This is a genomic window from Kitasatospora sp. NPDC058190 (assembly GCF_042883685.1).
Classification (GTDB): domain Bacteria; phylum Actinomycetota; class Actinomycetes; order Streptomycetales; family Streptomycetaceae; genus Kitasatospora.
The window spans coordinates 170,322-194,646 of record NZ_JBHVVI010000002.1; the positions used below are offsets into that span (position 1 = coordinate 170,322).

17 protein-coding genes and 2 tRNA genes are annotated in these 24,325 nt (G+C 73.2%); 8 read left to right on the forward strand and 11 right to left on the reverse strand.

Features of this window, described 5'->3' with window-relative positions; all coding sequences use genetic code 11:
• Nucleotides 1-82: 82 nt before the first annotated feature.
• Both ACFVWU_RS01790 and ACFVWU_RS01795 read right to left on the reverse strand, forming a co-directional pair.
• On the reverse strand, nucleotides 83-2,518 hold the full coding sequence (locus tag ACFVWU_RS01790; protein ID WP_387614050.1) for a transglycosylase domain-containing protein: 2,436 nt from the start codon (nucleotides 2,516-2,518) through the stop codon (nucleotides 83-85).
• A 221-nt stretch (nucleotides 2,519-2,739) separates the two neighbouring features.
• Nucleotides 2,740-2,813 (reverse strand) — tRNA-Lys (locus tag ACFVWU_RS01795).
• A gap of 125 nt (nucleotides 2,814-2,938) precedes the next feature.
• Here ACFVWU_RS01795 and ACFVWU_RS01800 point away from each other — a divergent pair.
• The gene (locus tag ACFVWU_RS01800) at nucleotides 2,939-3,823 is read left to right on the forward strand and encodes an alpha/beta fold hydrolase (RefSeq protein ID WP_387614052.1); all 885 of its coding nucleotides are present in this window, start codon (nucleotides 2,939-2,941) and stop codon (nucleotides 3,821-3,823) included.
• A gap of 74 nt (nucleotides 3,824-3,897) precedes the next feature.
• Here ACFVWU_RS01800 and ACFVWU_RS01805 read toward each other — a convergent pair.
• From ACFVWU_RS01805 to ACFVWU_RS01820, 4 genes are all read right to left on the reverse strand, one after another.
• Nucleotides 3,898-3,971 (reverse strand) — tRNA-Lys (locus ACFVWU_RS01805).
• Between the two features lie 95 nt (nucleotides 3,972-4,066).
• Entirely contained in the window at nucleotides 4,067-6,133 is a 2,067-nt protein-coding gene (locus ACFVWU_RS01810) for a dipeptide ABC transporter ATP-binding protein (RefSeq protein WP_387614054.1), read from the reverse strand.
• Nucleotides 6,130-7,158 (reverse strand): ABC transporter permease, encoded by a 1,029-nt coding sequence (locus ACFVWU_RS01815; RefSeq protein WP_387614057.1) that lies wholly within the window; start codon nucleotides 7,156-7,158, stop codon nucleotides 6,130-6,132. The genes ACFVWU_RS01810 and ACFVWU_RS01815 overlap by 4 nt, the downstream gene beginning before the upstream one ends.
• Before the next feature lie 18 nt (nucleotides 7,159-7,176).
• Nucleotides 7,177-8,157, reverse strand: a complete 981-nt coding sequence (locus ACFVWU_RS01820; RefSeq protein WP_387614060.1) for an ABC transporter permease — start codon at nucleotides 8,155-8,157, stop codon at nucleotides 7,177-7,179.
• Nucleotides 8,158-8,504: 347 nt separating this feature from the next.
• On the opposite strand from ACFVWU_RS01820, the gene ACFVWU_RS01825 reads away from it, so the two are divergent.
• Both ACFVWU_RS01825 and ACFVWU_RS01830 read left to right on the forward strand, forming a co-directional pair.
• Nucleotides 8,505-10,208 (forward strand): ABC transporter family substrate-binding protein, encoded by a 1,704-nt coding sequence (locus tag ACFVWU_RS01825; protein ID WP_387614063.1) that lies wholly within the window; start codon nucleotides 8,505-8,507, stop codon nucleotides 10,206-10,208.
• Between the two features lie 520 nt (nucleotides 10,209-10,728).
• The gene (locus tag ACFVWU_RS01830) at nucleotides 10,729-11,943 is read left to right on the forward strand and encodes a low temperature requirement protein A (RefSeq protein ID WP_387614065.1); all 1,215 of its coding nucleotides are present in this window, start codon (nucleotides 10,729-10,731) and stop codon (nucleotides 11,941-11,943) included.
• On the opposite strand, the gene ACFVWU_RS01835 is transcribed toward ACFVWU_RS01830, so the two are convergent.
• Entirely contained in the window at nucleotides 11,940-12,914 is a 975-nt protein-coding gene (locus ACFVWU_RS01835; RefSeq protein WP_387614068.1) for a LysR family transcriptional regulator, read from the reverse strand. The genes ACFVWU_RS01830 and ACFVWU_RS01835 overlap by 4 nt on opposite strands.
• 265 nt (nucleotides 12,915-13,179) lie before the next feature.
• On the opposite strand from ACFVWU_RS01835, the gene ACFVWU_RS01840 reads away from it, so the two are divergent.
• The 4 genes from ACFVWU_RS01840 (at nucleotide 13,180) to ACFVWU_RS01855 (ending at nucleotide 17,799) form a co-directional block, all read left to right on the forward strand.
• Nucleotides 13,180-13,821, forward strand: coding sequence for a snapalysin family zinc-dependent metalloprotease (locus tag ACFVWU_RS01840; protein WP_387614071.1), 642 nt, complete (start codon nucleotides 13,180-13,182; stop codon nucleotides 13,819-13,821).
• Nucleotides 13,822-14,134: 313 nt separating this feature from the next.
• Nucleotides 14,135-14,758: a snapalysin gene (gene snpA / locus ACFVWU_RS01845; protein WP_387614073.1), complete on the forward strand. Its 624-nt coding sequence runs from the start codon at nucleotides 14,135-14,137 to the stop codon at nucleotides 14,756-14,758.
• 119 nt (nucleotides 14,759-14,877) lie between these two features.
• The gene (locus ACFVWU_RS01850) at nucleotides 14,878-15,537 is read left to right on the forward strand and encodes a pentapeptide repeat-containing protein (protein WP_387614075.1); all 660 of its coding nucleotides are present in this window, start codon (nucleotides 14,878-14,880) and stop codon (nucleotides 15,535-15,537) included.
• 192 nt (nucleotides 15,538-15,729) lie between these two features.
• Nucleotides 15,730-17,799, forward strand: a complete 2,070-nt coding sequence (locus tag ACFVWU_RS01855; RefSeq protein ID WP_387614112.1) for a phosphocholine-specific phospholipase C — start codon at nucleotides 15,730-15,732, stop codon at nucleotides 17,797-17,799.
• A 217-nt stretch (nucleotides 17,800-18,016) separates the two neighbouring features.
• On the opposite strand, the gene ACFVWU_RS01860 is transcribed toward ACFVWU_RS01855, so the two are convergent.
• On the reverse strand, nucleotides 18,017-18,796 hold the full coding sequence (locus ACFVWU_RS01860) for a phosphoribosyl-dephospho-CoA transferase MdcG domain-containing protein (RefSeq protein ID WP_387614077.1): 780 nt from the start codon (nucleotides 18,794-18,796) through the stop codon (nucleotides 18,017-18,019).
• 149 nt (nucleotides 18,797-18,945) lie between these two features.
• On the opposite strand from ACFVWU_RS01860, the gene ACFVWU_RS01865 reads away from it, so the two are divergent.
• A complete protein-coding gene (locus ACFVWU_RS01865) occupies nucleotides 18,946-19,161 on the forward strand; it encodes a hypothetical protein (protein ID WP_380612758.1) in 216 nt (71 codons plus the stop codon).
• 20 nt (nucleotides 19,162-19,181) lie between these two features.
• Here ACFVWU_RS01865 and ACFVWU_RS01870 read toward each other — a convergent pair whose 3' ends face one another.
• From ACFVWU_RS01870 to ACFVWU_RS01880, 3 genes are all read right to left on the reverse strand, one after another.
• Nucleotides 19,182-22,403 carry a S41 family peptidase gene (locus tag ACFVWU_RS01870; protein WP_387614080.1) on the reverse strand — a complete coding sequence of 1,074 codons (3,222 nt, stop codon included), beginning with the start codon at nucleotides 22,401-22,403 and terminating at the stop codon, nucleotides 19,182-19,184.
• A 123-nt stretch (nucleotides 22,404-22,526) separates the two neighbouring features.
• Nucleotides 22,527-23,162, reverse strand: a complete 636-nt coding sequence (locus ACFVWU_RS01875; protein WP_387614082.1) for a DJ-1/PfpI family protein — start codon at nucleotides 23,160-23,162, stop codon at nucleotides 22,527-22,529.
• Complete coding sequence (locus ACFVWU_RS01880; RefSeq protein ID WP_387614085.1) at nucleotides 23,162-24,133, reverse strand: GlxA family transcriptional regulator; 972 nt, start codon at nucleotides 24,131-24,133, stop codon at nucleotides 23,162-23,164. The genes ACFVWU_RS01875 and ACFVWU_RS01880 overlap by 1 nt, the downstream gene beginning before the upstream one ends.
• Nucleotides 24,134-24,325 lie beyond the last annotated feature (192 nt).

Genomic DNA, 24,325 nt, shown 5'->3' on the forward strand with positions numbered 1-24,325 from the left:
GCTGCCCACTGTCCGCAACGGCGCACTCACCCACCCGAGGCCTCCGGAGCCCGAGGACCCCGGAGCCCGAGGCCCCCGAACGTCAGCCGCCCGCCCCCGCCCCCGAGAGCGCGTCCGTTCCGCCGGTCGGCTGGCTGGTCGGACCGGTGGTCGGCCCCGTGGTCGGACCGGTGGTCGGCGTCGGCTGGGGGGTCGGCCGACCGGTGGGCCGCGAGGTGGGCTGGGTGGTCGGCTGGCTGGTCGGGGGAGCGGTCGGCTCGGTGGTCGCCCCGCCGGAGCCCGTGCCCGTGCCCGTACCGGAGCCCGAGCCGGAGCCGGAGCCGTTGCCGCCCGACGTGTTGCCGCCGGAGTTGTCGCTCGGCGGGGTGCCCGTGCCGGTGCCCGGGGTGGCGGTGCCGGTCGACGGGGCGGTGGTCGGCGTGCTCGGGGCGGTCGGCAGGTCGGTCGCGCCCGCGGAGTCGTCGCCGTCCGCCGGGGTCGCGAAGTCGCTCACCGGCTGGCCCTTGAGCGCGGCCTTCATGTAGCTGGTCCAGATCTGCGCCGGGTACTGCCCGCCCGCCGCGCCGTCGATCCCGCCGACGCCGCTCAGGCTGACCTGGGCGCCGGTGCCCGGGTCCTGGCCGAACAGCGCCACCGAGGTGACCAGCTCGGGGGTGTAGCCGACGAACCAGACGGACTTCTGGTCATCGGTGGTACCGGTCTTGCCCGCCACCGGACGGCCCAGCGCCTTCGCCCGCCAGCCGGTGCCGCCCGGGTCGCCCACCACGCCCTGGAGCATCGAGGTGACCTCGTTGGCGGTGTCCGCGCTGATCGCCTGGGTGGTCTTGTGCGCGGGCAGCGCCACGGCCTCGCCGCCGCGGTCCACCGACTGCACCAGCCACGGGGTGATCTGCTTGCCGCCGTTGTCCAGCGTGGCGTACACGCCGGCCATGTCGAGCACGCTCGGGGTGGCCGCACCCAGCGGGATGGACGGCACCGGGTCCAGGCCCGGGGTGTTGCCGGGCAGGCCCAGCGCGACACCGGTGTCCTTGACCTTCTGCAGCCCGGTGTCCTGCGCGAGCTGGGCGAAGGCCGAGTTGACCGACCAGTCGGTGGCCTGCTGCAGGCTGATCTGGCCGTAGCTCTTGTCGCCCTCGTTCGGCGGCGCGTACGGGGTGCCCTTGCCGCCGCGGACCTTGCGGCCGCTGGTGCCGTCGTAGACGGTGTGCGGGGTGACGGTCCGGCCGTCCTGGGTCTTGGCGTTGTTCTCGAAGGCGGCGGCCAGGGCGATCGCCTTGAAGGTCGAACCGGCCTGGTAGTCGCGCCGGGTCGCGTTGTCCACGTAGTGCTTCACGTAGTCGAGGCCGCCGTACAGGGCGACGACCGCGCCGGTCTTCGGGTCCACCGAGACGGCGCCGGCCTGGGCGGCCGCGTCCTTCTTCCGCTTGTCCGGGTTCAGGGTGTCGTGCAGCTGCGCCTGGACGGAGTCCTGCAGGGCCTGCTGGCGGCTCGGGTCGATGCTCAGCTTGATCGTGTAGCCGCCCTTGGCCAGCTCGGTCTCGCTGATGACCCCGTTCGAGGTGAGGTACTGGGTGGCCGCGTCCACCAGGTAGCCGGACTGGCCGGACAGGCCCGGGTTGGGCTGCGGGTCCTTGACGTCGGGGAAGGTGGTCTTGGCCCGCTCGTCGGCGGAGAGCCAGCCCTCCTTGACCATGCCGTCCATCACGTAGTTCCAGCGGTTGACGGCGTTCTGCTTGCCCGCCGGGGTCGTGGTGGCCACGTCGTAGGCGCTCGGGGCGTTCAGCAGGGTGGCCAGGTAGGCGCCCTGGGCCGGGTTGAGCGCGGAGGCGTCGATGCCGAAGTACGCCTGGGAGGCGGCCTGGATGCCGTACGCGCCGCGGCCGTAGTAGGAGGTGTTCAGGTAACCGGAGAGGATCTCGTCCTTGCTCTCGGTGGCGTCCACCTTGATCGCTATGAAGAGTTCCTTCACCTTGCGGGTGATCGACTGCTGCTGGCTCAGGTACGTGTTCTTCACGTACTGCTGGGTGATGGTGGAGCCACCCTGGGTGCCCTCGCCGCTGGCGGTGTTGAGGGCGGCGCGGACCAGGCCCTGCACGTTGACCGCGCCCTCGTTGTAGAAGTTGCGGTCCTCGGCGGCCAGCGCGGCGTGCTGGGCGGCGGGGGAGACCTTGTCCAGGCCGACGTTCTGCCGGTTCATCTGACCGGTGCGGGTGATCACCGAGCCGTCCGAGTAGAGCCAGGTGTTGCTCTGCGCGGTCGCGGCGGCGTGCGCGTCCGGGACCTTCACCAGTGCGACGCCCAGCGCGAACAGGCCGACGCCGAGCAGCAGGGACGCGGCGAGACCGAGCAGGGTCATCCGCCAGGTGGGTATGAGGCGGCGCCAGCCGGTGCGCTTGGGCCGGCGCGGCTTCCTGCCGCCCGCCGCACCGCCGGTCGTACCGGTGGAGCGCTTGAACCGCTTGACCGGCCGGAGACTGATCGACGGCGTGCGGCCGCCGCCCTGGGTGTGCTCGGACATGGCGCGGCCTTCCTGCGGGCGGACCAGGCCAGCCTGCACAGACGGGGACATCGGCGGTCGGGGACCTTTGTCCCGATTCCGGTTTACTGCCCAGGACGAGCCGCGCGGGCCGAATGGCTCCGCCGGAACGGCAATCGAGACCGACATCACACGCAAAACGGACGTCGAGGGCCAAAAAATCGGGGAGCCCCTCGCTGTTGCGAGAGGCTCCCCAATGTCTGTGCGCCGCCAGGGACTCGAACCCCGGACCCGCTGATTAAGAGTCAGCTGCTCTAACCAACTGAGCTAGCGGCGCCTGCTGACCTGGAAAACAATACACGGTCCCGAGGGGTGCCCCGAACCACTCCCGGTCCGCCCGGTGCTCCGGACGTCCGTTTCCTCCTGGTTGGGGCGGAGTTCGCCGCTGGCTAGGCTGGAACCGTGCGCACCGGCCCGACCGCCTCCGACCCGCAGGCGCGCTTCCTGCGCGTCGACGGCGTCGCGCTGCACGTCCGCACCGAGGGCGACGGCCCGGTCTGCCTGCTCACCGGCGGCCTCGGCAGCAGCTGGTTCGACTGGGACCTCGTCGTCCCGTTCCTCACCCCCTACCGCACCGTGGTCCGCTTCGACCGGCCCGGTTACGGGCTGAGCGCCGCCGAACCCGCCACCGGGCGGCCCGCCCCGACGGCGGCCGGCGAGGCCGGGCGGATCCTGGCGGTGCTGGACGGCCTCGGGCTGGGCGGCCCCTGCACCCTGGTCGGCCACTCGCTCGCGGGCCTCCACGTGGAGGCCTTCGCCCGGCTGCACCCCGAGCGGGCCGCCGGACTGGTGCTGGTCGACGGCAGCGTCGAGCCGGCGGCCCGCCCGTTCCCGGCACCCGCCGCGCGCGACCTGGCGGCCCGGGCGGCGGCGGGTGCCGCAAGGGCGCTGGCGGTGCCGTACCTGTTCGGCCCGACCGCCCGCCGGGCGATGGCCCGGCGGTCCACCGTCCGCCGCGAGGACCTCGCCCCGGCGCCGCTGGCCCGGCACTGCTACCGCACCGGCCGGGCCCTGCGTGCCCTGCTCCGGGAGTACGGGCGCTACCTCGACATGGCCGCCGAGCTGGACGACCTGCGGCGCACCCGGCCGCTGCCGGAGGACCTGCCGATCACCGTGCTGGCCTCGGACGACGGCTGCCGCAACCGCCGCACCGAGAACTGGCTCGCCGAGCAGCGGGAACTCGCGGCCCTGCTCGGCGCCGACTACCGCGCGACCGCCCCGGCCGGGCACCTGGTGATGTTCGACCGCCCGGACGCGGTGGCCTTCGCCGTGCTGGACACCCGCTGAACGTTCGGCGGCCCGCCGCGACTCGGAAACGCCGGAAGGCCCTCCGCTTTCGCGAAGGGCCTTCCGGCTGTCTGTGCGCCGCCAGGGACTCGAACCCCGGACCCGCTGATTAAGAGTCAGCTGCTCTAACCAACTGAGCTAGCGGCGCTTGCTGACGTGGAAGACAGTACACGCCGCCGAGCCGATCCGCCGAATCGTATTCGAGCGGTTTCGGAGGGTGATCAACGGTGTTCAACTCGATGATCAGCTCGTGGGTTCCTCCGGATAGTGGCAGGCCGCCTGGTGGTCCCCCTCCGCTCGGTCGGCGTCGAGCGAGGGCCGTTCACGCTCGCACCGGGCCCGGGCCGTCTCCGGGAGCCGGGCGTGGAGCGGGCAGCGGGTGCGGAAGGGGCAGCCGGTGCGGCGCTCGGTGGGGGAGGGCGGGTCCCCGGCGAGCAGGATGCGGTCGCGGGCGCGCTCGGCGGCGGGGTCGGGCAGCGGGACGGCGGAGAGCAGCGCCCGGGTGTACGGGTGGCGGGGGCGGTCGAAGACGGCGGAGACCTCGCCCTGCTCGACCGTCCGTCCGAGGTACATCACGCTGACCCGGTCGGCGAGGTGCCGGATCACCGAGAGGTCGTGCGACACGAACAGGTAGGAGAGCCCGAGCTCGGCCTTGAGTGCCTGCAGCAGGTTGAGCACCCCGGCCTGGATGGAGACGTCCAGGGCGGAGACCGGTTCGTCGAGCACCAGCAGCTTCGGCCGGACGGCGAGCGCCCGGGCGATCGAGACGCGCTGGCGCTGCCCGCCGGAGAACTCGTGCGGGTAGCGCACGGCGTGGTCCGGGGCGAGGCCGACCTGGCGCAGCAGTTCGGGCACCCGGTCGGCGATCTCCGCGCGCGGGGCGTGCTGGGCACGCAGCGGTTCGGCGACGATGTCGCCGATCGGCATCCGGGGGTCGAGGCTGGCCATCGGGTCCTGGAAGACGATCTGCAGCTGGGCCCGGAGCCGGTGGGCCTCGGCCCGGGTGAGCCGGGCGGTGTCGCGGCCGAGCAGTTCGATCCGGCCGGTGTCCGGGGCGCCGAGCTTCAGCAGTTCGAACAGGGTGGTGGACTTGCCGGAGCCGGACTCCCCGACCAGGCCGAGGGTCTCGCCCTCCCGCAGGTCCAGGTCGACCCCGTCCACCGCGTAGACCTCGCCGACCTTGCGCTTGAACACCGTGCCCTTGAGGAGCGGAAACGTTTTGCCGAGACCGCTCACCGACAGCACCGGCGCCCGCGAGGAGCGGTCCCCGGCCGCGGTCGCGGTCGGCAGGTCCGGCACCGGGTACACCTCGCTCGGCGCGGGCCGCCGCTCGGCCAGCTCCGCCGACCGCACGCACGCGGCCAGGTGCCCCTCGGCACCCTCCAGGACGGGCTCCGCCGCCGAGCAGCGCTCCTCCGCCAGTGGGCAGCGCGCGGCGAACGGGCAGCCCGGCGGCAGTTCGGCCATCGGCGCGGGGGCGCCCGGGATCGGCACCAGCGGGCCACCGCGCCCGTCCAGTCGGGGCAGCGCGCCGATCAGGCCGAGCGTGTACGGGTGGCGCGGCGCCGCGAACAGCTCGTCCACCGTCGCGGTTTCGACCACCCGGCCCGCGTACATCACCGCGACCCGGTCGGCCGTCCCGGCGATCACCCCGAGGTCGTGGCTGACCAGGACCAGCGCCGCGCCGGTCTCCCGCTGCGCGGTGCGCAGCACGTCCAGCACCTGGGCCTGGATGGTGACGTCCAGCGCGGTGGTGGGCTCGTCGGCGAGCAGGATGTCGGGCTGGTTGGCGACGGCCATGGCGATCATCGCGCGCTGGCGCATGCCGCCGGAGAACTCGTGCGGGAAGCTGTCCAGGGCCCGGTCGGGCGCCGGGATGCCGACCAGGTCGAGGAGTTCGGCGGCCCGGCGGCGGGCGGTGGCCTTGTCGACCTTCTGGTGGACGCGGACCGCCTCGGCGATCTGGTCGCCGATCCGGTAGACCGGGGTGAAGGCGGACAACGGGTCCTGGAACACCATGGCGACCTGCCGGCCGCGGATCGCGGCGAGCTCCCGCCCGGGCAGCCCGACCAGTTCCCGGCCGTCCAGCCGCACCGAGCCGCCGACCCGGGCCGTGCCCGGCAGCAGGCCCAGCACGGACAGCGCGGTGACGGACTTCCCGGAACCGGACTCGCCGACGATGCCGAGCGTCTCGCCGCGCCGCAGGGTGAGGTTCACCCCGCGGACGGCGGGGACCGGGCCGCGCGGCCCGGCGAAGTCCACCCGCAGGTCCCGGACGGCGAGCAGCGGGGTCTCGACAACAGTGGTCACGAGCTCTTCCTCTGCGAACGACCCGAACAGCCGGAACGGCCGGAACGGGTGGAGCTGCCGAAACGACGTGAACGACGCGAACGACCCGAGCGGCCGGCCGCCCCGGCGGTGGGGTCGAGGGCGTCGCGCAGCCCGTCCCCGACCAGGTTGACGGCGAGCACGAACAGCACCAGCAGTCCGGCCGCGAAGTAGAACATCCAGGGGAACACCGGGGCCTCGGTGGTCCCGGCAGCGAGCAGGGTGCCGAGCGAGACGTCCGGCGGGCGGACGCCGAAGCCGAAGTAGGAGAGCGCGGTCTCGCTCATCACCGCGCCGCCGACCGCGATGGTGGCGTCGATGATGAGGAAGGAGGCGACGTTCGGCAGGATGTGCCGGCTGATGATCCGCAGTGGCCGGACGCCCATGAACCGTGCGGCGCGCACGAATTCGCGCTCGCGCAGGGAGAGGGTCATCGAGCGGACCACCCGGGCGGTGATCATCCAGTTGAACAGGGCGAGCAGCAGCACGAAGGCGATCCAGCCGCTGCCGCGCAGCCGGGGCGAGACGATGGTGATGATCAGGAAGCTGGGGAAGACCAGCAGCAGGTCCACCAGGAACATCAGCACCCGGTCGGTCCAGCCGCCGAAGTAGCCGGCGCAGGCGCCGACCAGCGAGGCCAGCGCGGTGGAGAAGAGGGCCACCAGCAGTCCGATGATCAGCGACTTCTGCAGTCCGCGGACGGTCTGCGCGAACACGTCCTGGCCGACCCCGTTGGTGCCGAACCAGTGTGCGCCGGAGGGGGGTTGGTGCAGCGCGGTGAAGTCGGGGGTGGCGTAGTCCCAGGGCGTCAGGAGCGGTCCGCCGAAGGCGAGCACGAACAGCAGCAGGATCAGGACGGCTCCGACCACGGCGCCGCGGGCGGCGAGCAGCCGGGTGAGGACGAGCCGGCCCCGTCCGGCGGCCGGGGGCCGTCCGGCATCGCCCGAGGACCCGGAAGGCCCGGCCGGGGAATCGGAGTCGGCCGGCTCGGCAGTGACGACGGTCATCGTGAGGATCACCTCCGGTCAGGACCGCACGCGCGGGTCGAGGGCGGCGTGCAGGGTGTCGGCCAGGAAGCCGGAGGCGAGCACGACGACAGCGGTGAACAGGTTGATCGCCACCACCGAGTTGACGTCCTGTTCGTTGATCGACTGGATCAGCCATTCGCCCATGCCGTGCCAGCCGAAGATGGTCTCGGTGAAGATCGCGCCGGTGAAGATGCCCAGGAAGCTGTAGGCGAACATGGTCGACATCGGGATCACGGCGGTGCGCAGCCCGTGCTTGAGCAGGGCCCGGCGGCGGGTGAGGCCCTTGGCCTCGGCGGTGCGCAGGTAGTCGGAGCCGAGCACGTCGAGCATGGTGCCGCGCTGGTAGCGGCTGTAGGTGGCGAGGCCGCCGAGGGCGAGCGAGACGGTGGGCAGCAGCAGGTGCAGCGCCCAGTCGGCGAGGTGGGCGCCGAGGCCGCCGGCCAGCCCGGGGGTCTCGTAGCCGGTGAACGGGATGACCTCGTGGCCGGCCGCGTCCTTGGCGGCGATCGCGCCGTTCTTGAGGAACAGCGCGACCAGGAAGACCGGGGTGGAGAGCAGCACGAAGGACAGCACGGTGAGCAGCCGGTCGGAGATCCGGTACTGGCGCACGGCGCTCCAGGCCCCGGCGGCGACGCCGAGGACCGCGCCGAGCAGGCTGCCGAGCAGCAGCAGCCGCAGCGAGACCCAGACCCGGCGGCCGAAGTCGTCGTTGACCGGGGTGTCGTGGATGGTGCGGCCGAGGTCGCCGTGGAGCAGGCCGTCGGCCCAGTGCCCGAAGCGCTCGACCACCGGGGTGTGGTCGTTCAGGTTGAGCGCGGTGAGCTGGCGCTCGACCGACTCGGCGGACGGGCGGGGGACTTTGGCGTCGAAGTAGGTGCGCGGCTGCAGGGCGCTCGCGGAGATCGCGTACGCCAGGAAGACGGCGACGAGCAGCAGCGCGGCGTAGTAGCTCAGCCGCTTCGCCAGGTAGCGGAGCATCAACGGCCGCCCGGGGTGGGGGTGGGGCCGACGCGTCTGGTGGGCATCGGGTGGTGGCCTTCGGTCGGGGCCCGGTCAGGGCGTCAGATGGTAGGGGCGGCAGGGAAGTTGGGGAAAGCGCAGGTCAGAGTGAAGCACCCGGGGACGGCGGGGGTGTTGCGGTGGGATTGCCCCCCGTGACTTTTGGATCAGGTGTGCGCTCCTCCCCCTGGTGGCGGATCTGATCCGCTGTTACGTTCCTCTGGCTCGGTGCCGGATTGAGTGCCCACGCTCAAGCCCGGTCATGCCTCGTGCGACCCGACTCCTGCCACGAACCGACTCCTGCCACGAATCTCAGGGGGACCCTCATGGACGCTTCCACCCCGACCCGCCGCCTCGGCCGGGCGGCCGTTCTCGCCGTCGCCGTCGCGCTCGCCGTCACCGCGTGCACCTCGGGCGGGAGCGGCTCGGCCGACAACGTGGCCAAGAGCGAGCCGCCGAGACAGGACTCCCAGGACATCAACGCCAAGCCGCTGGACCAGGTCAAGGACGGCGGCGAGGTGCGCTTCTCCCTGGACCAGTGGATCACCCAGTGGAATCCGCTCCAGGTGGACGGCGGTACCTACACCGACACGGTGGACCTGATCCGCGCCGTGGAGCCGGCACTGTTCGGCACCGACGCCTCCGGCACCTTCCAGCCGAACCCGGACTACCTGGTGGAGGCCAAGGTCACCTCGACCTCGCCGCAGGTGGTCACGTACAAGCTGAACCCCAAGGCCAAGTGGTCGGACGGCAAGCCGCTCAGCTACCTGGACTTCAAAGCGGACTGGCAGACCAGCAACGGCAAGGACCCGGCGTACAACATCAACGACCCGTCCGGCTACGAGCTGATCTCCGCGGTCGAGCAGGGCGCCGACCCGACCGAGGTGAAGGTCACCTTCGCGCAGCCGTACGCGGACTGGCAGAACCTGTTCCGCCCGCTGATCCCGGCGGCGGGCATTTCCACGCCGGACGACTTCAACAAGGGCTGGCTGGAGAAGATCCCGATCACCGCCGGCCCGTTCAAGGTCGGCGTGGCGGACAAGACCGCCCAGACCCTCAGCCTGGTGCCGGACCCCGCCTGGTGGGGGACCAAGGCCAAGCTCGACAAGGTCACCTTCCGGGTGATGGACAAGTCGGCGAGCATCCAGGCCTACCTCAACAACGAGATCGACCTCGCCTCGGCCGGCACCGCCACCGCGTACGGACAGCTCAAGAACGCCAAGGACACCGTGATCCGGGCCGCCAGCCCGTGGGACGAGGTGCACATCTCCTTCGGCGGCAACGGCGCGCTGGCGGATCAGAAGGTCCGCCAGGCGCTCGGCAAGGCGCTCGACCGTTCGGCGCTGATCAAGATCGCCAACAACGGGGTGCCGGTGGAGTTCAAGCCGCTCGGCAACCACATCATCATGCCCAACCAGGTCGGCTACCAGGACAACTCGGGGGACTGGGCCAAGTTCGACCTGGCCGCCGCCAAGAAGCTGCTGGACGAGGCGGGTTGGAAGGAGTCCGGCAGCGGGCCGCGCACCAAGGACGGCCAGTCGCTGGAGCTCCACTGGGTGCTCAGCGACGGCACCCCGCAGGCGCAGCTCGACCTCGCCACCGCGGCGGCGGCGATGTGGCAGGCGGTCGGGGTCAAGGTCGACCTGGACAAGGTGCCCGCCAACGACTTCTTCGCCAAGTACGTGACCCCGGGCAAGTTCGACCTCGCGAGCTGGCGCAACACCGACTCCTTCCCGAACTCCAAGAGCCTGGCCAACTTCCGCCTGCCGGTGGGCGACAACTCCTTCCAGAACCCGTCGCGCCTGGGCAGCCAGGAGATCGACGACCTGCTGAAGAAGGCGGCCGGAACGGTCGACCCGGTGGAGGCCGCGAAGCTCTACAACCAGGCGGACGCGAAGATCTGGGAGCTCGGCCACACCGTCGAGCTCTACCAGCGGCCGATCGTGGTGGCGGCGCGCAAGGGACTCGCCAACTACGGCGCCTTCGGTCTCGGCTGGGAGGACTACAGCAAGGTCGGCTGGGAGAAGTAGCCGGGGCCGCCGGGGCGGCGAGGGCGACCGCACGGCTGGCGCTGGCGAGCAGCGCGGTGATCACGAGGCCGGTGGTGCGGACACGGGCAGGCCGGCACTGCCGCCCCCGCTGTCCTGCCACCGGCCTTGACCTTCCGCGTTGCCCGCAGGCCGCCCGTGTCGTGGGGCCCCGCAAGGCCCGCGCTCGCTTCCAACCGGGGACGAATCTAGCCGGGCGCCGGGGCCGGTCGCGGGACAGCGCGCGGGGCGCGCCCGGAAAGCCGCCGCGCTGTCACCCAGTTCGCGCACCGAAGCGTCAACTGCGGCTGACGGCAAGGATAAAGGGGATATACGAGGGCATCGCGCCCGGGTTGTGACGGGTTGCCGTAGGGCGCACGCACCGATGTACGACCCGGCGTGCGCACCGGCGTGCGTACCGTGCCGGTGCGTGCGCCGGCCCCGGGCCGCTGCCAGGATGCGCGGGGACGGCGGGCCCTCCCGGTCCGCTCCCGACCCCGTCCCGATCCCCGGAGCAGCACCGATGGCCAGTGATCCCGCCGCCGCGGCACCCCGCCCGCACCACGTCGACCCGCCGCCGGTGCGCCGGATGGTCCCGCGCGACCGCGACGAGCCGCACCGGGTCGCCACCCCGTTGGAACTCTTCTTCGACCTCTGCTTCGTGGTCGCGGTCGGCCAGGCCGGGCGCGAGCTCGCCCACTCCCTGGCGGCCGGGCACTACGGCGAGGGCCTCCGCGGCTACGCGATCGCCTTCTTCGCCATCTGGTGGGCCTGGATGAACTTCACCTGGTTCGCCTCCGCGTACGACTGCGACGACGTGCCGTACCGGATCACCACGCTGGTGCAGATCGCCGGGGTGCTGATCCTGGCCGCCGGGGTGCCGCGGCTGTTCGCCACCCAGGACCTGACGCTCGCGATCGCCGGGTACGTGGTGATGCGGCTGGCGATGGTCACCCAATGGCTGCGGGCGGCCGGCAGCGAGCAGGGCCCGGCGCGGCGGGTCGCGCAGCGGTACGCGCTGGGGATCACGCTCTGCCAGGTCGGCTGGGTGGTGATGCTGCTGCTGCCGGACGCCGCCCGACCGGTGGTCATCCCGCTCGGCGTGCTGTGCGAGCTGGCCGTGCCAGTGGTCGCCGAGCTGCGGATGCAGACGGCCTGGCACCCGCACCACATCGCCGAGCGGTACGGGCTGTTCACCCTGATCGTGCTCGGCGAGACGGTGGCCGCGGCGACGGTGGCGGTGCAGTCGGCGGTGGACGAGCACGAGGAGCTGAGCCGGCTGGTGCCGGTGGCGGTCGGCGGCCTGCTGATCTGCTTCGCCGCGTGGTGGATCTACTTCGCCCGGCCCGTCCACGAGCACCTGCGCTCCAACCGGCAGGCCTTCGCCTGGGGTTACGGGCACTACCTGGTGTTCGGCTCGGCGGCGGCGATCGGCGCCGGGCTGGAGGTGGCGGTGGAGGCGGCCGTGCACAAGGCGGAGATCTCCGGCAGGGCCGCCACCGCGACGGTCACCGTGCCCACCGCGGTCTACCTGGTCACGGTCTGGTACCTGCACTCCCGGCACACCAAGCGCGGCCTGGTCGCGCAGTCGCTGGCGCCGGCCGGGGCGGTGCTGGTGCTGGCCTGCACCGCGTTCGGCGACTCCGGGGTGCTGGCGGCGGGCCTGGTCTGTGCGCTGATGGTCGCGGTGGGCGTGCTGATCCACAGCCGGGAGAGCCGGGCCGCAACGGGGCTCTAGAGACGCCCCAGCAGGACCGGTTCGTGACGCGCCAACCAGGCCAGGTAGGCCGGGTTGACCTTGGCCAGATCCAGGTAGGCGGCGCGCAGTTCGCCGTACAGCGCGTCCAGGGCGGGCGGGCTGAGTGCGTGCGGGCGCCAGGTGAACAGCAGCCGGACGGCGAGCGGGTCCCCGTGCACCGGGCGGACCACGGTGCCGGGCCCGGGCAGTGAGGTCGGCTGGCAGGGGCGGACCGCCTCGCCGGAGGCGACCAGCTCGGCGGCGGTGGTGTTGTCCCGCACCTGCACCACCCGGGGGTTGAGCCCGGCCTCGCTGAACACCCGGCGCATCGCCGCGTACTCGTGGTCGGCGGTCGGGTCCACCATCCAGGTGTCCTCGGCGAGGTCGGCCAGGTGGACGACCGGACGGGCTGCGGCCGGGTGGCCGGCGGCGAGGGCGACGAACTGCGGCTCCCGGGCCATCAGCACCCGGTGCTCGGCGTCCGGTGGAACCCGCAGCGGGAAGCCCTCGCTCTCGTGGACGAAGGCCACGTCCAGCTGGTCGGCGGCGACCATCCGCAGCAGCGCGCTGGCGGAGATGTCGACGTGGATGGTGGTGTCGGTCTCCGGCAGCCGCTCGTGCACCCGGCGCAGCCAGGCCGCGACCGCCCGGCTGCCGACGCTGCCGATGCGCAGCCGCCGCTGTCGGCCGGGCCCGGCGGCGTCCCGGGCCTCCTGCTGGGCGGCGGCCACCAGTGCGGCCATCTCGCTGATCACCGGCCGGGCCCGGGACAGCACCGAGTGGCCGAGCGCGGTGGGCCGGCTGCCGGTCTGCTCGCGGGTGAACAGGGTTCCGCCGATGGCCCGTTCGATGCGGTGCAGCTGGGTGGTGAGGGAGGGCTGGGTCATGCCGAGCTGGAGCGCGGCCTTGCGGAGGCTGCCGGTGTCGGCGATCGCGCACAGCACCCGGAGGTGTCTCACGTCGAGCTCCACGACGGGAGCATAGACGTCGCCGCGCCGCCTCGCCAAGGACATGACAGGGAATCAAGGGCGGACCGGCCGGCCGCACGGCGGACCCCCGCCGGTATGCGGCCGGGCTATCGCCGGTTGACATCATCCGCGACCGGCCCGGGCGGGTCGAAGCTCGGGGCATCACACCGCCCCGGTCCGGCCGGGGCGGCCCCCACTGTGCGCCGCCGCCGTCGGGTCCGGCCCCCACCGGTCCGGCGAGCCGGCGCACCGCGAACTCGGAGCCCCCGTGAAGCGATCCGTACTGTCCGCGACCCTGGGCCCGGCCCTCGTCGCCGGCCTCGCCGTGCTGCCCGCCACCGCCACCGCCGCCGCCGCGCCCGCCGCCCCGGCCGTGCGAACCCACGCCGTCCCGGCGTACGCCGGTCCGGTCGAGGCGGCCGCGAACAACCAGGCGTTCTTCCGGGCCGTGATGGCCTCCGCCAAGGCCAGGCAGGCCGCCGACCCCTGGCTGCAGACCGTCACCGTCACCTACGACACCACCAATGCCCCCTCCTTCGCCGGCGACATCGCCAACGCCGCGCAGATCTGGAACAGCTCGGTGCACAACGTCCAGCTCCAGGAGGCCGGCGGCACCGGCGACTTCTCGTACACCGAGGGCGACGGCAGCGGCTCGTACGCCAGCACCGACGGGCACGGACACGGCTACATCTTCATCGATCACCAGCAGGCCCAGGAGTACTACTCACTCCGGATCGTCGCCCACGAGACCGGGCACGTGCTCGGCCTGCCCGACGACTACTCCGGCCCGTGCAGTGAGCTGATGTCGGGCCACGGCCCCGGCCCGTCCTGCACCAACGCGCACCCCGACGCCAACGAGAGCGCCCAGGTCGACGCGCTCTGGGCGAACGGCGTGGCGTCCGCGAACTGACCGTACTGCCAAGCGAATCGGGGCGCGGCGGGCCGCCCGGCCGGAAACGGGCGGCCCACCGCAGTGGGTACTTCCCCGCCTCGGAGCCTAGCCGCCGGCGGAACGGAATGCCAGGGACATGGGTGGGTCAAGACAAGGAAAAGTCGACTCGAATCCCCGGGGTGACCGGGGTATTGGGCGGGGCTATCGCGGGTTGACATCATCCGCCCGCCTGCCGGGCTGCCCGAAGCTCTGGGGACATCACCCGTTCGCCAGGTGTCCCCCAGGGCCGGCCCCCAACCGGCCACGGCACCGCAGGAATCGGAGCCCCCACATGAAGCGATCTTTGCTGTCCGTCACCCTCGGCCTGGCCCTCGCGGCCGGCCTCGCCGTGCTGCCCGCGACCGCGGCGTCCGCCGCCCCGGCCGCCCCGGCGGTACAGGGCTACACCGCCTCGACGTACGCCGGTTCGGCCGCCGAGGCCGCGGACAACCAGGCGTTCTTCCAGGCCGTGATGGCCTCCGCCAAGGCCAAGCAGGCCGCCAACCCGGGCCTGGCCACCGTCGTGGTCACCTACGACGCCAGCTCGGCTCCGTCCTTCCGCACCCAGATCGCCAACGCCGCGCAGATCTGGAACAGTTCGGTCAGCAACGTGCAGTTGCGATCCGGCTCGGCCGCCGACTTCCGTTACTACGAAGGCAACGACAGCCGCGGCTCCTACGCCAGCACCGACGGGCACGGACGCGGCTACATCTTCCTCGACTACCAGCAGAACCGGCAGTACAACCCGGTCCGGGTGACGGCCCATGAGACCGGGCACGTGCTCGGCCTGCCGGACCACTACTCCGGCCCGTGCAGCGAGCTGATGTCGGGCGGCGGCCCCGGTCCGTCCTGCACCAACCCGTACCCGAACGGCACCGAGCGCGGCCGGGTCAACTCGCTCTGGGCGCGCGGCTGATCCGCCGAGCACCCCTCGGACCGGCCGCACGCCGCCGCGGCCGGTCCGGGGCCTTGTCGGTGCCGCGTGCGAGCATGCGGACGAGAACCGTCCGCCCCCGATCGCAAGGTGCCGCCGCCATGTCCCGTTCCGTCCCCGACCGCCTCGCCGACCTCCCGTACGCCGAGCTGCTGCGCCCGCACACCGGGCCGCTGCGCAGCGACGCGCGGTACGACACCGCGCACTTCGACGGTGGTGAGCGCACCGACGAGTCGGGCGCCGGCGCGGCCTTCCTGGAGTGCGCCTTCACCGGGGTCTCGCTCAGCGGGGTCAAGCTGCGCCAGGCCCGGTTCAACGAGGTCTGGGTGCAGGCCGGCCGCTGGGTGGCCTGCGACCTGAGCGACACCGAGTGGCAGGACAGCGCCTTCGTCGGCGGGGTGCTGGCCGGGATCGCCGGGTACGGCTCGGCGCTGCGCCGAGTGGTGTTCCGCGGCTGCAAGCTGGAGGCGGTCAATCTGCGGTCGGCCGTGCTGCGGGACGTGGTGTTCGAGGACTGCCTGCTGCGCGACGTGGACTTCGGCGAGGCGAAGCTGACCGGGGTGTCCTTCCCCGGCTCGACGCTGGAGGAGGTCCGGCTGCGCGGGGCCACGCTGAGCAAGACGGACCTGCGCGGCGCCGCCCGGCTCGGGCTCGCGGACGGCCACCAGGGGCTGCGCGGGGCGGTCATCAGCTCCACCCAACTGCTGGAGCTGGCGCCGCAGTTCGCCCACGCACTGGGCATCGAGGTCAAGGACCGCTGACCGGCCCCATTTCCTCCTCGACGGATCAGCCGGGCGTTCAGCCCGGCGTCGCTCGGTGACACCCGGGCGAACAGTCCGACAAACCTGGCGCACGCATCTGGTGGGCCGCTCCGGCCGCGGTGGAGACTGCCCGCGATCGATGGGCCCCGAGTTGTGCACACAACATCGCCAGTGAAGGGACGGACCGGGCTGATGGCCGAGTTGAGTCGTAGGAAGTTCGTGACGCTGTCCGGAGCGGCCGCGGCCGGCTTCGCGGCGGCGGGCAGCGGCACCGCGGGGGCCGCCCCGAGCGCCGCCGCCGCGACCGCCTCCACCACCGCGCTCACCACGACAGGCACCATCACCGACGTCCAGCACGTCGTGATCCTGATGCAGGAGAACCGGAGCTTCGACCACTACTTCGGCACCCTCAAGGGCGTCCGCGGCTTCGCGGACAAGGCCACCATCCAGATCTCCGGCGGCTACAGCGTCTTCAACCAGCCGAACGGCCTGTTCGCCCGCCAGTACCCGTGGGCCTTCAACCCCTCCGGCAGCAGCGGCTCCCCGGAGACCACGGCGCAGTGCAACGGTGACCTCTCGCACGCCTGGTCCGACCAGCACAAGGCCTGGAACGGCGGAAAGATGGACTCCTGGGTGTCCGCCAAGGGCACCGTCCGCACCCTCGGCTACCTGCAGCGCGCCGACATCCCGTTCCACTACGCGCTGGCCGACAACTGGACCATCTGCGACGCCTACCACTGCTCGGTGCTGAGCGCGACCGGCCCCAACCGCACCTACCACTGGAGCGGGATGATCGACCCCGCCGGTACCGCGGGCGGCCCCGCCTACGACGGCGGCTCCGAGTCCAACCTGCGCTGGCAGACCTACGCCGAGGCACTGGAGAACGCCGGCGTCAGCTGGAAGGTCTACCAGAACGCCAACGACAACTTCGGCGACAACGCCCTCGCCTACTTCAGCCAGTTCACCGGCGCCCCGGCCGGCAGCCCGCTCGCCGTCAAGGGCATGGGCTCGGTGCCCAAGGTCACCGGCCGGACCCCGGACGACATCGCCGCCGCGATCAGGGCCGACGTGCTGAACGGCACCCTGCCGCAGGTCTCCTGGATCGTCGCCGACCAGCAGTCCTCCGAGCACCCCTACGCCACCCCCGAGGACGGCGCGCACTTCGTCCACATGGTGATGGACGCCCTGAACGCGGACGCCAACGTGTTCAACTCCACCGTTCTGCTGATCAACTACGACGAGAACGACGGCTTCTTCGACCACGTCCCGCCGCCGGCGGCGCCCTCCGGCACCGCGGGCGAGTTCTACAACTCCACCAACATCGGCCTCGGCTTCCGCGTCCCGCTGATCGCCGTCTCCCCGTGGAGCCGCGGCGGCTGGGTCAACTCCGAGACCTTCGACCACACCTCGGTGCTGCGCTTCCTGGAGGTGTGGACCGCCGCCATCGGCAAGCCCGCCACCAGCCCCAACATCAGCGCCTGGCGCCGCCAGGTCTGCGGCGACCTCACCTCGATCTTCGACTTCGCCAATCCGGTGTACGGCATGCCCTCGCTGCCCGACACCTCGCAGACGATCGGTCTGTCCACCTGCGGCCCGCTGCCCAACCCCTCGCCCGGCAACAACGCGCTGCCCGCGCAGGAGCCCGGTACCCGTCCGGCCCGCGCCCTGCCGTACCAGCCCAATGCCAACCTGGACCACTGGGACACCAACGCCAGCGGCATCATGCACGTCTGGGTGAAGATGTCCAACGACGGAGCCGCCCGGGCCGCGCACTTCGCCGCCTACGCCAACGCCTACCGCAGCGGCGGCCCCTGGCAGTACACCGTCGATTCCGGCAGCCCCGTCACCGACTTCTTCAACTGCGGCACCAACGGCTTCGGCAACGGCAAGTACGACCTGACCGTGGTCGGCCCGAACCGGTTCCTGCGCCGCTTCACCGGCGACCTCACCCAGCAGGGCAAGAACGCCGCCGTCACCGCCTCGTACGCGGTCGAGCCGGGCACCGGCAAGCTGGCGCTCTACGTCGCGATGGCCAACTCCGGCAGCACGCCGATCACCTTCACCATCACCTCCAACAACTACCGGACGGACGGCCCCTGGACGTACCAGGTGCCGGCCGGCGGCAACGTCAGCGACTTCTTCAACGCGGTGGCGTACAGCAACGGCTGGTACGACTTCACCGTCACGGTGGACGTCGACGGAAGCTGGTCGCAGCGCTTCACCGGCCACCTGGAGACGGGCACGCCCAGCGTCAGCGGCTGAGCACACGGAGGCCCCGACCAGCCACGTGGGTGATCGGGGCCTCGCGCAGTTCCGCGAGCCGTGCCGGACCGCGCCGGGCGCCGGCAGCCGGTGGGATCGGAAGCCGCCGTCGTCCGGGTCCCGGTCCACCCGCCGGCCGTTCGGCCCGTGGTCCGGCCGTTCGGGCCGTTGCGGTCGGGCCGTTGTGGTCGGGCCGCTTCCTCCTCGATCCGGCTTCCTACGGGTACGGGCCCCTCGGGAACCACGGGTCGTGGACCTCGCGGGGCCCGTAGGGCGTCAGCAACGTGAAGGTGTGCACCCCCGCCGCGTACTCGGCCAGCTGCACCGCGCCGTAGCGGGTCTCCAGCTCGGCCTGCACCGGCACCGGCAGCTTGCTCAGCGCCCGGCGCAGCTGCAGCGCGTCCCTCCGGCTGATCGGGTGCGGGGCGCGCAGTACCAGCCGGAGCGGGCTGAGCGGCCCGGCGACCGGGATGCCGGTGCCCAGCTCGTAGCCGACCGCGCCGATCGGCCCCCAGGCGAGGCGGTGGTCCGCCACCAGCCGGCCGACCTCCGGCAACAGGGCCAGTGCCGGGATCTCGGCGACCCTCCCCGGATCCAGCCGCTCCCGCCGTTCGGCCAGCCGCTCGGGCCGCAGCGTCCGGGCCACCGCCGCCCAGGGGGCGAGCGCGTCCAGCCGCTGTCCGGGGCGCGGGCCGCGCGCGGTCACCGGGATCCAGTGCTCGGGCGCCGCCTCCGGGTCCCGGGTGCAGCGCTGCGGGTACGGCAGGTCCACCGGGGTGCCGACCACCGAGGGCGCCCGGCCGACCGTCACCCACGGGTGCGCCCGCAGCACCGCCCGCGCCCACTGCGGCAGCTCGCCGCCGGTCAGCGGGCGCAGCGAGCTGGGGCACTGCATCAGCAGCAGGTCGTGGGTGCCGGGCAGCCGCCCGTCCAGCGCGGCCAGCGGACCGACCCGCCGGCGCGGTCCGTCGTGCAGTTCCTCGGTCGAGTTCCTCACACCGCCACCCTCCGCCCGCTGAACGTCCCCGGCTACGGCCCTTCGGCGCGTTCCGCCGGGACCAAAGGCTCAACGTGCGTCCGTGAGCCCCCGGTGTGAGAGTGGGGGCAGCCCGGAATTCCGTCATTCCGTCCGTAGGAGGAGGAGTCATGGGCATCTTGGACAGGTTGCTCCACCGGCCGCCCCACCATGAGGACACCGGCCAGGAGGCCGCCCAGCGCGCGGCCCTCGCCCACGACGAGGCCGCCGACGCGTTCAGCGACGACATCGAGCGCACCCGCGAGGTCGCGGAGAAGCGGGCCCAGGAGGAGGCCGACCGGCGCGCCGCCGAGGACATGACCGCCGAGGGCGACCCCTGGGGATGAGCCCCGGGTGACGCCGAGCGTCACCCGGTCCGCGGTGGCAGCGGCGGGCGCCGCAGGTCCGGCCGGGGGGTCTCGGCCGGCGGGGGAGTGGCGGCGGGCGCGTCCTCCAGTAGCTCCAGCGCCAGCCGGACGGCGGTGCGCAGCTCCGGGTGCCGTCCCCGGGCCCAGTCCTGGGGCGCCCGCAGCACGTGCACGTCCGGTTCGACGCCGTGGTTCTCCACCGACCAGCCGAGCCCGCCGGTGAACCAGGAGGCGTTCTTCGGCACCGAGATCTGGGTGCTGTCGCCCAGGGTGTGCCGCCCGGTCATCCCGACCACCCCGCCCCAGGTGCGGGTGCCGATCACCGGGCCGAGGCCGAGCAGCTCGATGGCCGCGATGATCACGTCCCCGTCCGAGCTGGTGGCCTCGTCGGCGAGCGCCACCACCGGGCCGCGCGGGGCGTTGCGGGGCCACCGCACCGGCTGCCGGTCGCGGGTGAAGTCCCAGGCGAGGACCCGCCGGGTGAGCTTCTCCAGGACGAGTTCGGAGACGTTGCCGCCGGCGTTGCCGCGCACGTCCAGAACGAGCGCGGGCTTGTCCAGCTCCCGCCGCAGGTCCCGGTTGAACTGCGCCCAGCCGGAGCCGCCCAGGTCCGGGATGTGCAGGTAGCCGCACCGCCCGTCGCTGAACTCCCGTACCAGGGAACGGCGTTTGACCACCCAGTCCTGGTAGCGGATGGCCCGTTCGTCGCTCAGCGGGGTGACGGTGATCCGCCGCACCGGGCCGTCCGGGCCGCTGCGCAGGGCGAGTTCCACGGTGGTGCCGCCGGTGCCGGCCAGCATCGGGAGCGGGCCGCGGACCGGGTCCACCCGCCGCCCGCCGATCTCCAGCAGCTCGTCGCCGTCCCTGACGCCCTGGGCGGCGAGCGGGGCGCGGGCGCGCGGGTCGGAGGTCTCGCCGGGCAGCACCCGGGCGAACAGCCAGCGGCCGTCGGGGTCGCGGTGCATGGTGGCGCCGAGCAGTCCGAGCGGCTGCTGGGCGAGCGAGGGGCCCTCGCCGCGCCGGGACGGGGTGACGTAGGCGTGCGAGGTGCCGAGTTCGCCGAGGAGCTCACGCAGCAGGTCGGCGAAGTCGTCGGGTGAGCAGATCCGTTCCAGCAGCGGTTCGTACTGGGCGACCAGGGCCGGCCAGTCCAGGCCGGACATCCGGTCGTCCCAGAACTGGTCGCGGACGATCCGGGCGGCCTCGTGGTAGGCCTGGCGCCACTCGGCGGCGGGGTGCACGGTGTGGGTGATCCGGTGCAGGTCCACCGGCATGCCGGCGGAGGGGGCGCCGACCGGGATGATCCGCAGGGCGCCGGCCGAGTAGACCGCGATCGAGCCGCCGTCGCCGGAGACGGCGTAGCCGTCGAGCTTGTCGATCAGGGTGGTGCGGGTGCCCCGGGCGAGGTCGAAGTACTCCAGCGAGGGGCGCCCGGAGGTGTCCTCCGGGCTCATGAAGGTCTGCCCGAGGGTGCCGGAGATCGGCCAGCGCAGCCAGACCAGGCCGCCGCGCACCGCGTCGGTGGCCGAGTACTTGGAGGCGATCACCGGGAACTGCAGCAGCCGCTCGCCGATGCCCTGCGGGTCGACCCGGACGGTGCCGTCGCCGCCGCCGTTGCCGCGCGGAGCGCCGTCCTCGGCGGGCGCGGCGAACGGGGAGGGCGTGTCGGCGGCGAGCGGGACGAGGTACGGGCGGCAGCCGACCGGGAAGGAGAGGTCGCCGGTGTGCACGTCGTGGACGGGATCGAAGCCGCGCCAGGACAGGAAGGCCAGGTAGCGGCCGTCCCGGGTGAACACCGGATACTCGTCCTCGAACCGCCCGTCGGTGACCTCGACGATCGGCGCGGGCGCGTCGGCGCGGGTCAGCCGGATGCGGCGCAGCGAGCGCCCGGCCACCGGCTGGGACCAGGCGATCCAGTGCGAGTCGGGGGAGAACCGGGCGCTGGAGACCGGCCCGTAGTCGGAGGCGGCCAGCTCGCGCACCTCCCCGTCGGCGGCCGAGACCAGCAGCAGCCGCCCGTCCGAGGCGGCGGCGGCGAGGTGGGTGCCGTCGGGGGAGGCGGTGAGCTCCAGGACCCGGCCGAGCTTCCCGGTGGCGAGCACGCGATGGCGGTGCTTCTCGGTCTGCTCGTGCCCGGGCAGCGGCATCACCTCGATCGCGTCGGCGCCCTGCGCGTCGGTGATCCAGGCCGCCTCGCCGGTGTGCCCGAGCACCACCGGCAGCCGGGTCCGCACCCCCGGGGTGTCGGCGAGCGCGCGGGCCGGGCCGTCCTTGTGGGTGAGCCAGTACTGGCTGCCGCGCACGGTGATCACCCCGGCCCGCCCGGTCTGGTCGCAGGCGAGGTCCTTGACCTGGGAGGCGGCGCTGACCTGGTACGGGCGGCGGCCGGCCCGGGCGCCGCCGAGCGGGACGTGCAGCCGGCGCGGGGCGGGGGCGTCGAGGCCGTCGAGCAGCCAGAGGTCGCCGGCGTGCTGGTAGACGATCCGGGTGCCGTCGGTGGCGGCCTCGCGGGCGTAGTAGGAGGCGTGGTCGGTGTGCCGGCGCAGGTCGCTGCCGTCGGGGCGGCAGGAGTAGACGTTGCCGATGCCCTCGTGGTCGGAGAGGAAGGCGATCCGGTCGTCGGGGGGCTCGCCGACCGGCATCGGGGAGGCGAGGTGGCCGGTGTGCCCGGGCAGGATCAGCTCGCCGTCCACCCAGAGCCGGCCGGTGGCGCCGCCCCGGTAGCGCTTCCAGGAGGCGGGCTCGTGCGGGGCGGAGCCGGTGAGCAGCACGGTCCGTCGGCGGGCCATCTGGGCGTCGCGGACCGGGCCCCAGGGCATCCGGTGGGCGGGGGAGCCGTCCGGCGGGAGGGCGTGCGCCCAGGTGTAGTGGCTGAAGGGCTCGTGGAAGGAGGTGACGGCCAGGACCTCGCCGTCCGGCAGCCAGCCGCGCACCCGGGTGTCCTGGCTGCCCCAGAAGCTGAGCCGCCGGGTCTCGCCGCCCTCGACCGGGGCGGTCCACACCTCGGGGGTCAGGCTGAGCCAGCTGGTCCAGGCGAGGGTGGTGCCGTCGGGGGAGAAGCGGGGGTTGCTGACGCGGGTGCGGTCGCAGCCGACCCGCCAGGCCCGTCCGGTCCCGCCGCCGTCCGCGTCCAGCGGGGCGATCCAGACGTCGTCCTCGGCGGTGAAGGTGAGCAGGTCGCCGTGCAGGTGGGGGTGGCGGAGGTAGCCGGGCGGGGTCACCCCTCCATCCTTCGACGGGGTGTCACCCCCGGCAACCGGGGCGGTCCTGCCGGGGGCGTCCCGAAGCGCGCGGGAGCACCGACACCGCGACGCGGACCCGGCGCGAGGAGCCGCCGACAGGCCCTAACCCAGCAGCAGCCGGTTCGCCCGCAACTCGTCGGCCAGCCCGGCCGGGGCGGTCGAGATGTGGCCCGCCGAGTACGGGGGCTGCGGGTCGTACTCGATGAGCAGCTGGATCGCCTCCGCGGTCCGGTCCCCGGCGATCAGTCCGGTCAGCGTGAGCGCGAGGTCGATCCCGGCCGAGACCCCGGCCGCGGTGGCGTACTTGCCGTCGACCACGATCCGGTCGGTCCCGGTCGGCTCGGCCCCGAACCGCGGCAGCTGGTCCAGGCAGATCCAGTGCGAGGTGGCCCGGCGGCCCCGGAGCAGTCCGGCGGCGCCCAGCAGCAGTGAGCCGGAGCAGACCGAGGTGGTCCAGGTGGTGGTGGCGTCGATCGCGCGCACCCACTCCACCACGGCCGGGTCGGTCAGCTGGGCCTCCGTTCCGGGCCCGCCGGGCACCAGCAGCACGTCGGCGGAGTCCACCTCGTCCAGGGCGGCGTCCGCGGTGAGCGCCAGGCTCCTCATGTCGGTGCGGACCGGACCGGGCCGGGCGGCGGTGAACACCACCTCGGCGCCGGGGACGCGGGACAGCACCTCGTACGGGCCGACGGCGTCCAGGGCGGTGAAGTCGTCGTAGAGCAGGAAGGCGATGCGCATCAGTGTCCTCCAGCGGGACTCGGTCGGAAGCGGCGCCGGTATTCCGTGGGCGGGGCGGCCAGGGCCCGGACGAAGGCGCGCCGCATCGCCTCCGGGGTGCCGTAGCCGCAGGAGCGGGCGATCTCCTCGATGCCGTCGTCGGTGTCCTCCAGCAGCCGCCGGGCGGCCTCCAGCCGGACGCCCTCCACGTACCGGCCCGGGGTCACCCCCACCTCGGCGGCGAAGGCCCGGGCGAAGTGCCGTGGCGACAGCGCCGAACGGCCGGCCAGCGCCTCGACCGAGAGGTCGGCCTCCGGGTGTTCGACGATCCACCGCTGCACCTCGCGCAGCGGCTGCCGGGCCGCCACCTGGGCGGCCAGCTGGGTGCTGAACTGGGCCTGGTTGCCCGGCCGGCGCAGGAAGACCACCAGGTGACGGGCGATCAGCAGCGCGGCGTCCCGGCCGAGGTCCTCCTCGACCAGGGCCAGTGCCAGGTCGATCCCGGCGGTGACCCCGGCCGAGGTGGCGATGTGCCCGTCCCGGACGTGGATCGGGTCCGGGTCCACCTCGACGTCCGGGAACCGCCGGGCCAGTGCCTCGCAGTACGCCCAGTGCGTGGTCGCCCGGCGCCCGGCCAGCAGTCCGGCCTCGGCGAGCGGGAAGGCGCCGGTGCACACCGACATCACCCGCTCGGCCCGACCGGCCAGCTCCCGGATCCGCGCCACCAGCGCGCCGTCCGGCCGCTCGGCGCCCTCCCCGCCGGGGACCAGCAGGGTGTGCACCGGCCCGACGTCGGCCAGGTCGGCGTCCGGCAGCAGCCGCAGCCCGCTGCAGCCGCGCACCGGTCCGCCGCCGAGGGAGGCGGTGGTCACCCGGTACGCGCCCGGTTGCCCGGCGGCCGCGCCCGCTCCCGCGAACACCTCCACGGGGCCGGTCACGTCCAGGCTCTGCACGCCCTCGTAGAGGACGACGACCACGCTGCGCGCTCTCATGCGGCCAGCCTGTCAGCGGGTCGGGGTGGCAGCAATGACCTGCTTCCCACCTTTCCTGCCACCGTGCGGCGCCTGCCACCGTGCGCCGCCTGCCACCGTGCGCCGCCCCGAGCCGAAGGGGCGCGCCGGTGCCGAAAGGGAGAAGCGACCAGCGAGGTACGAGCGCCGGAGCGTCGACCGTCGGCACCGGGT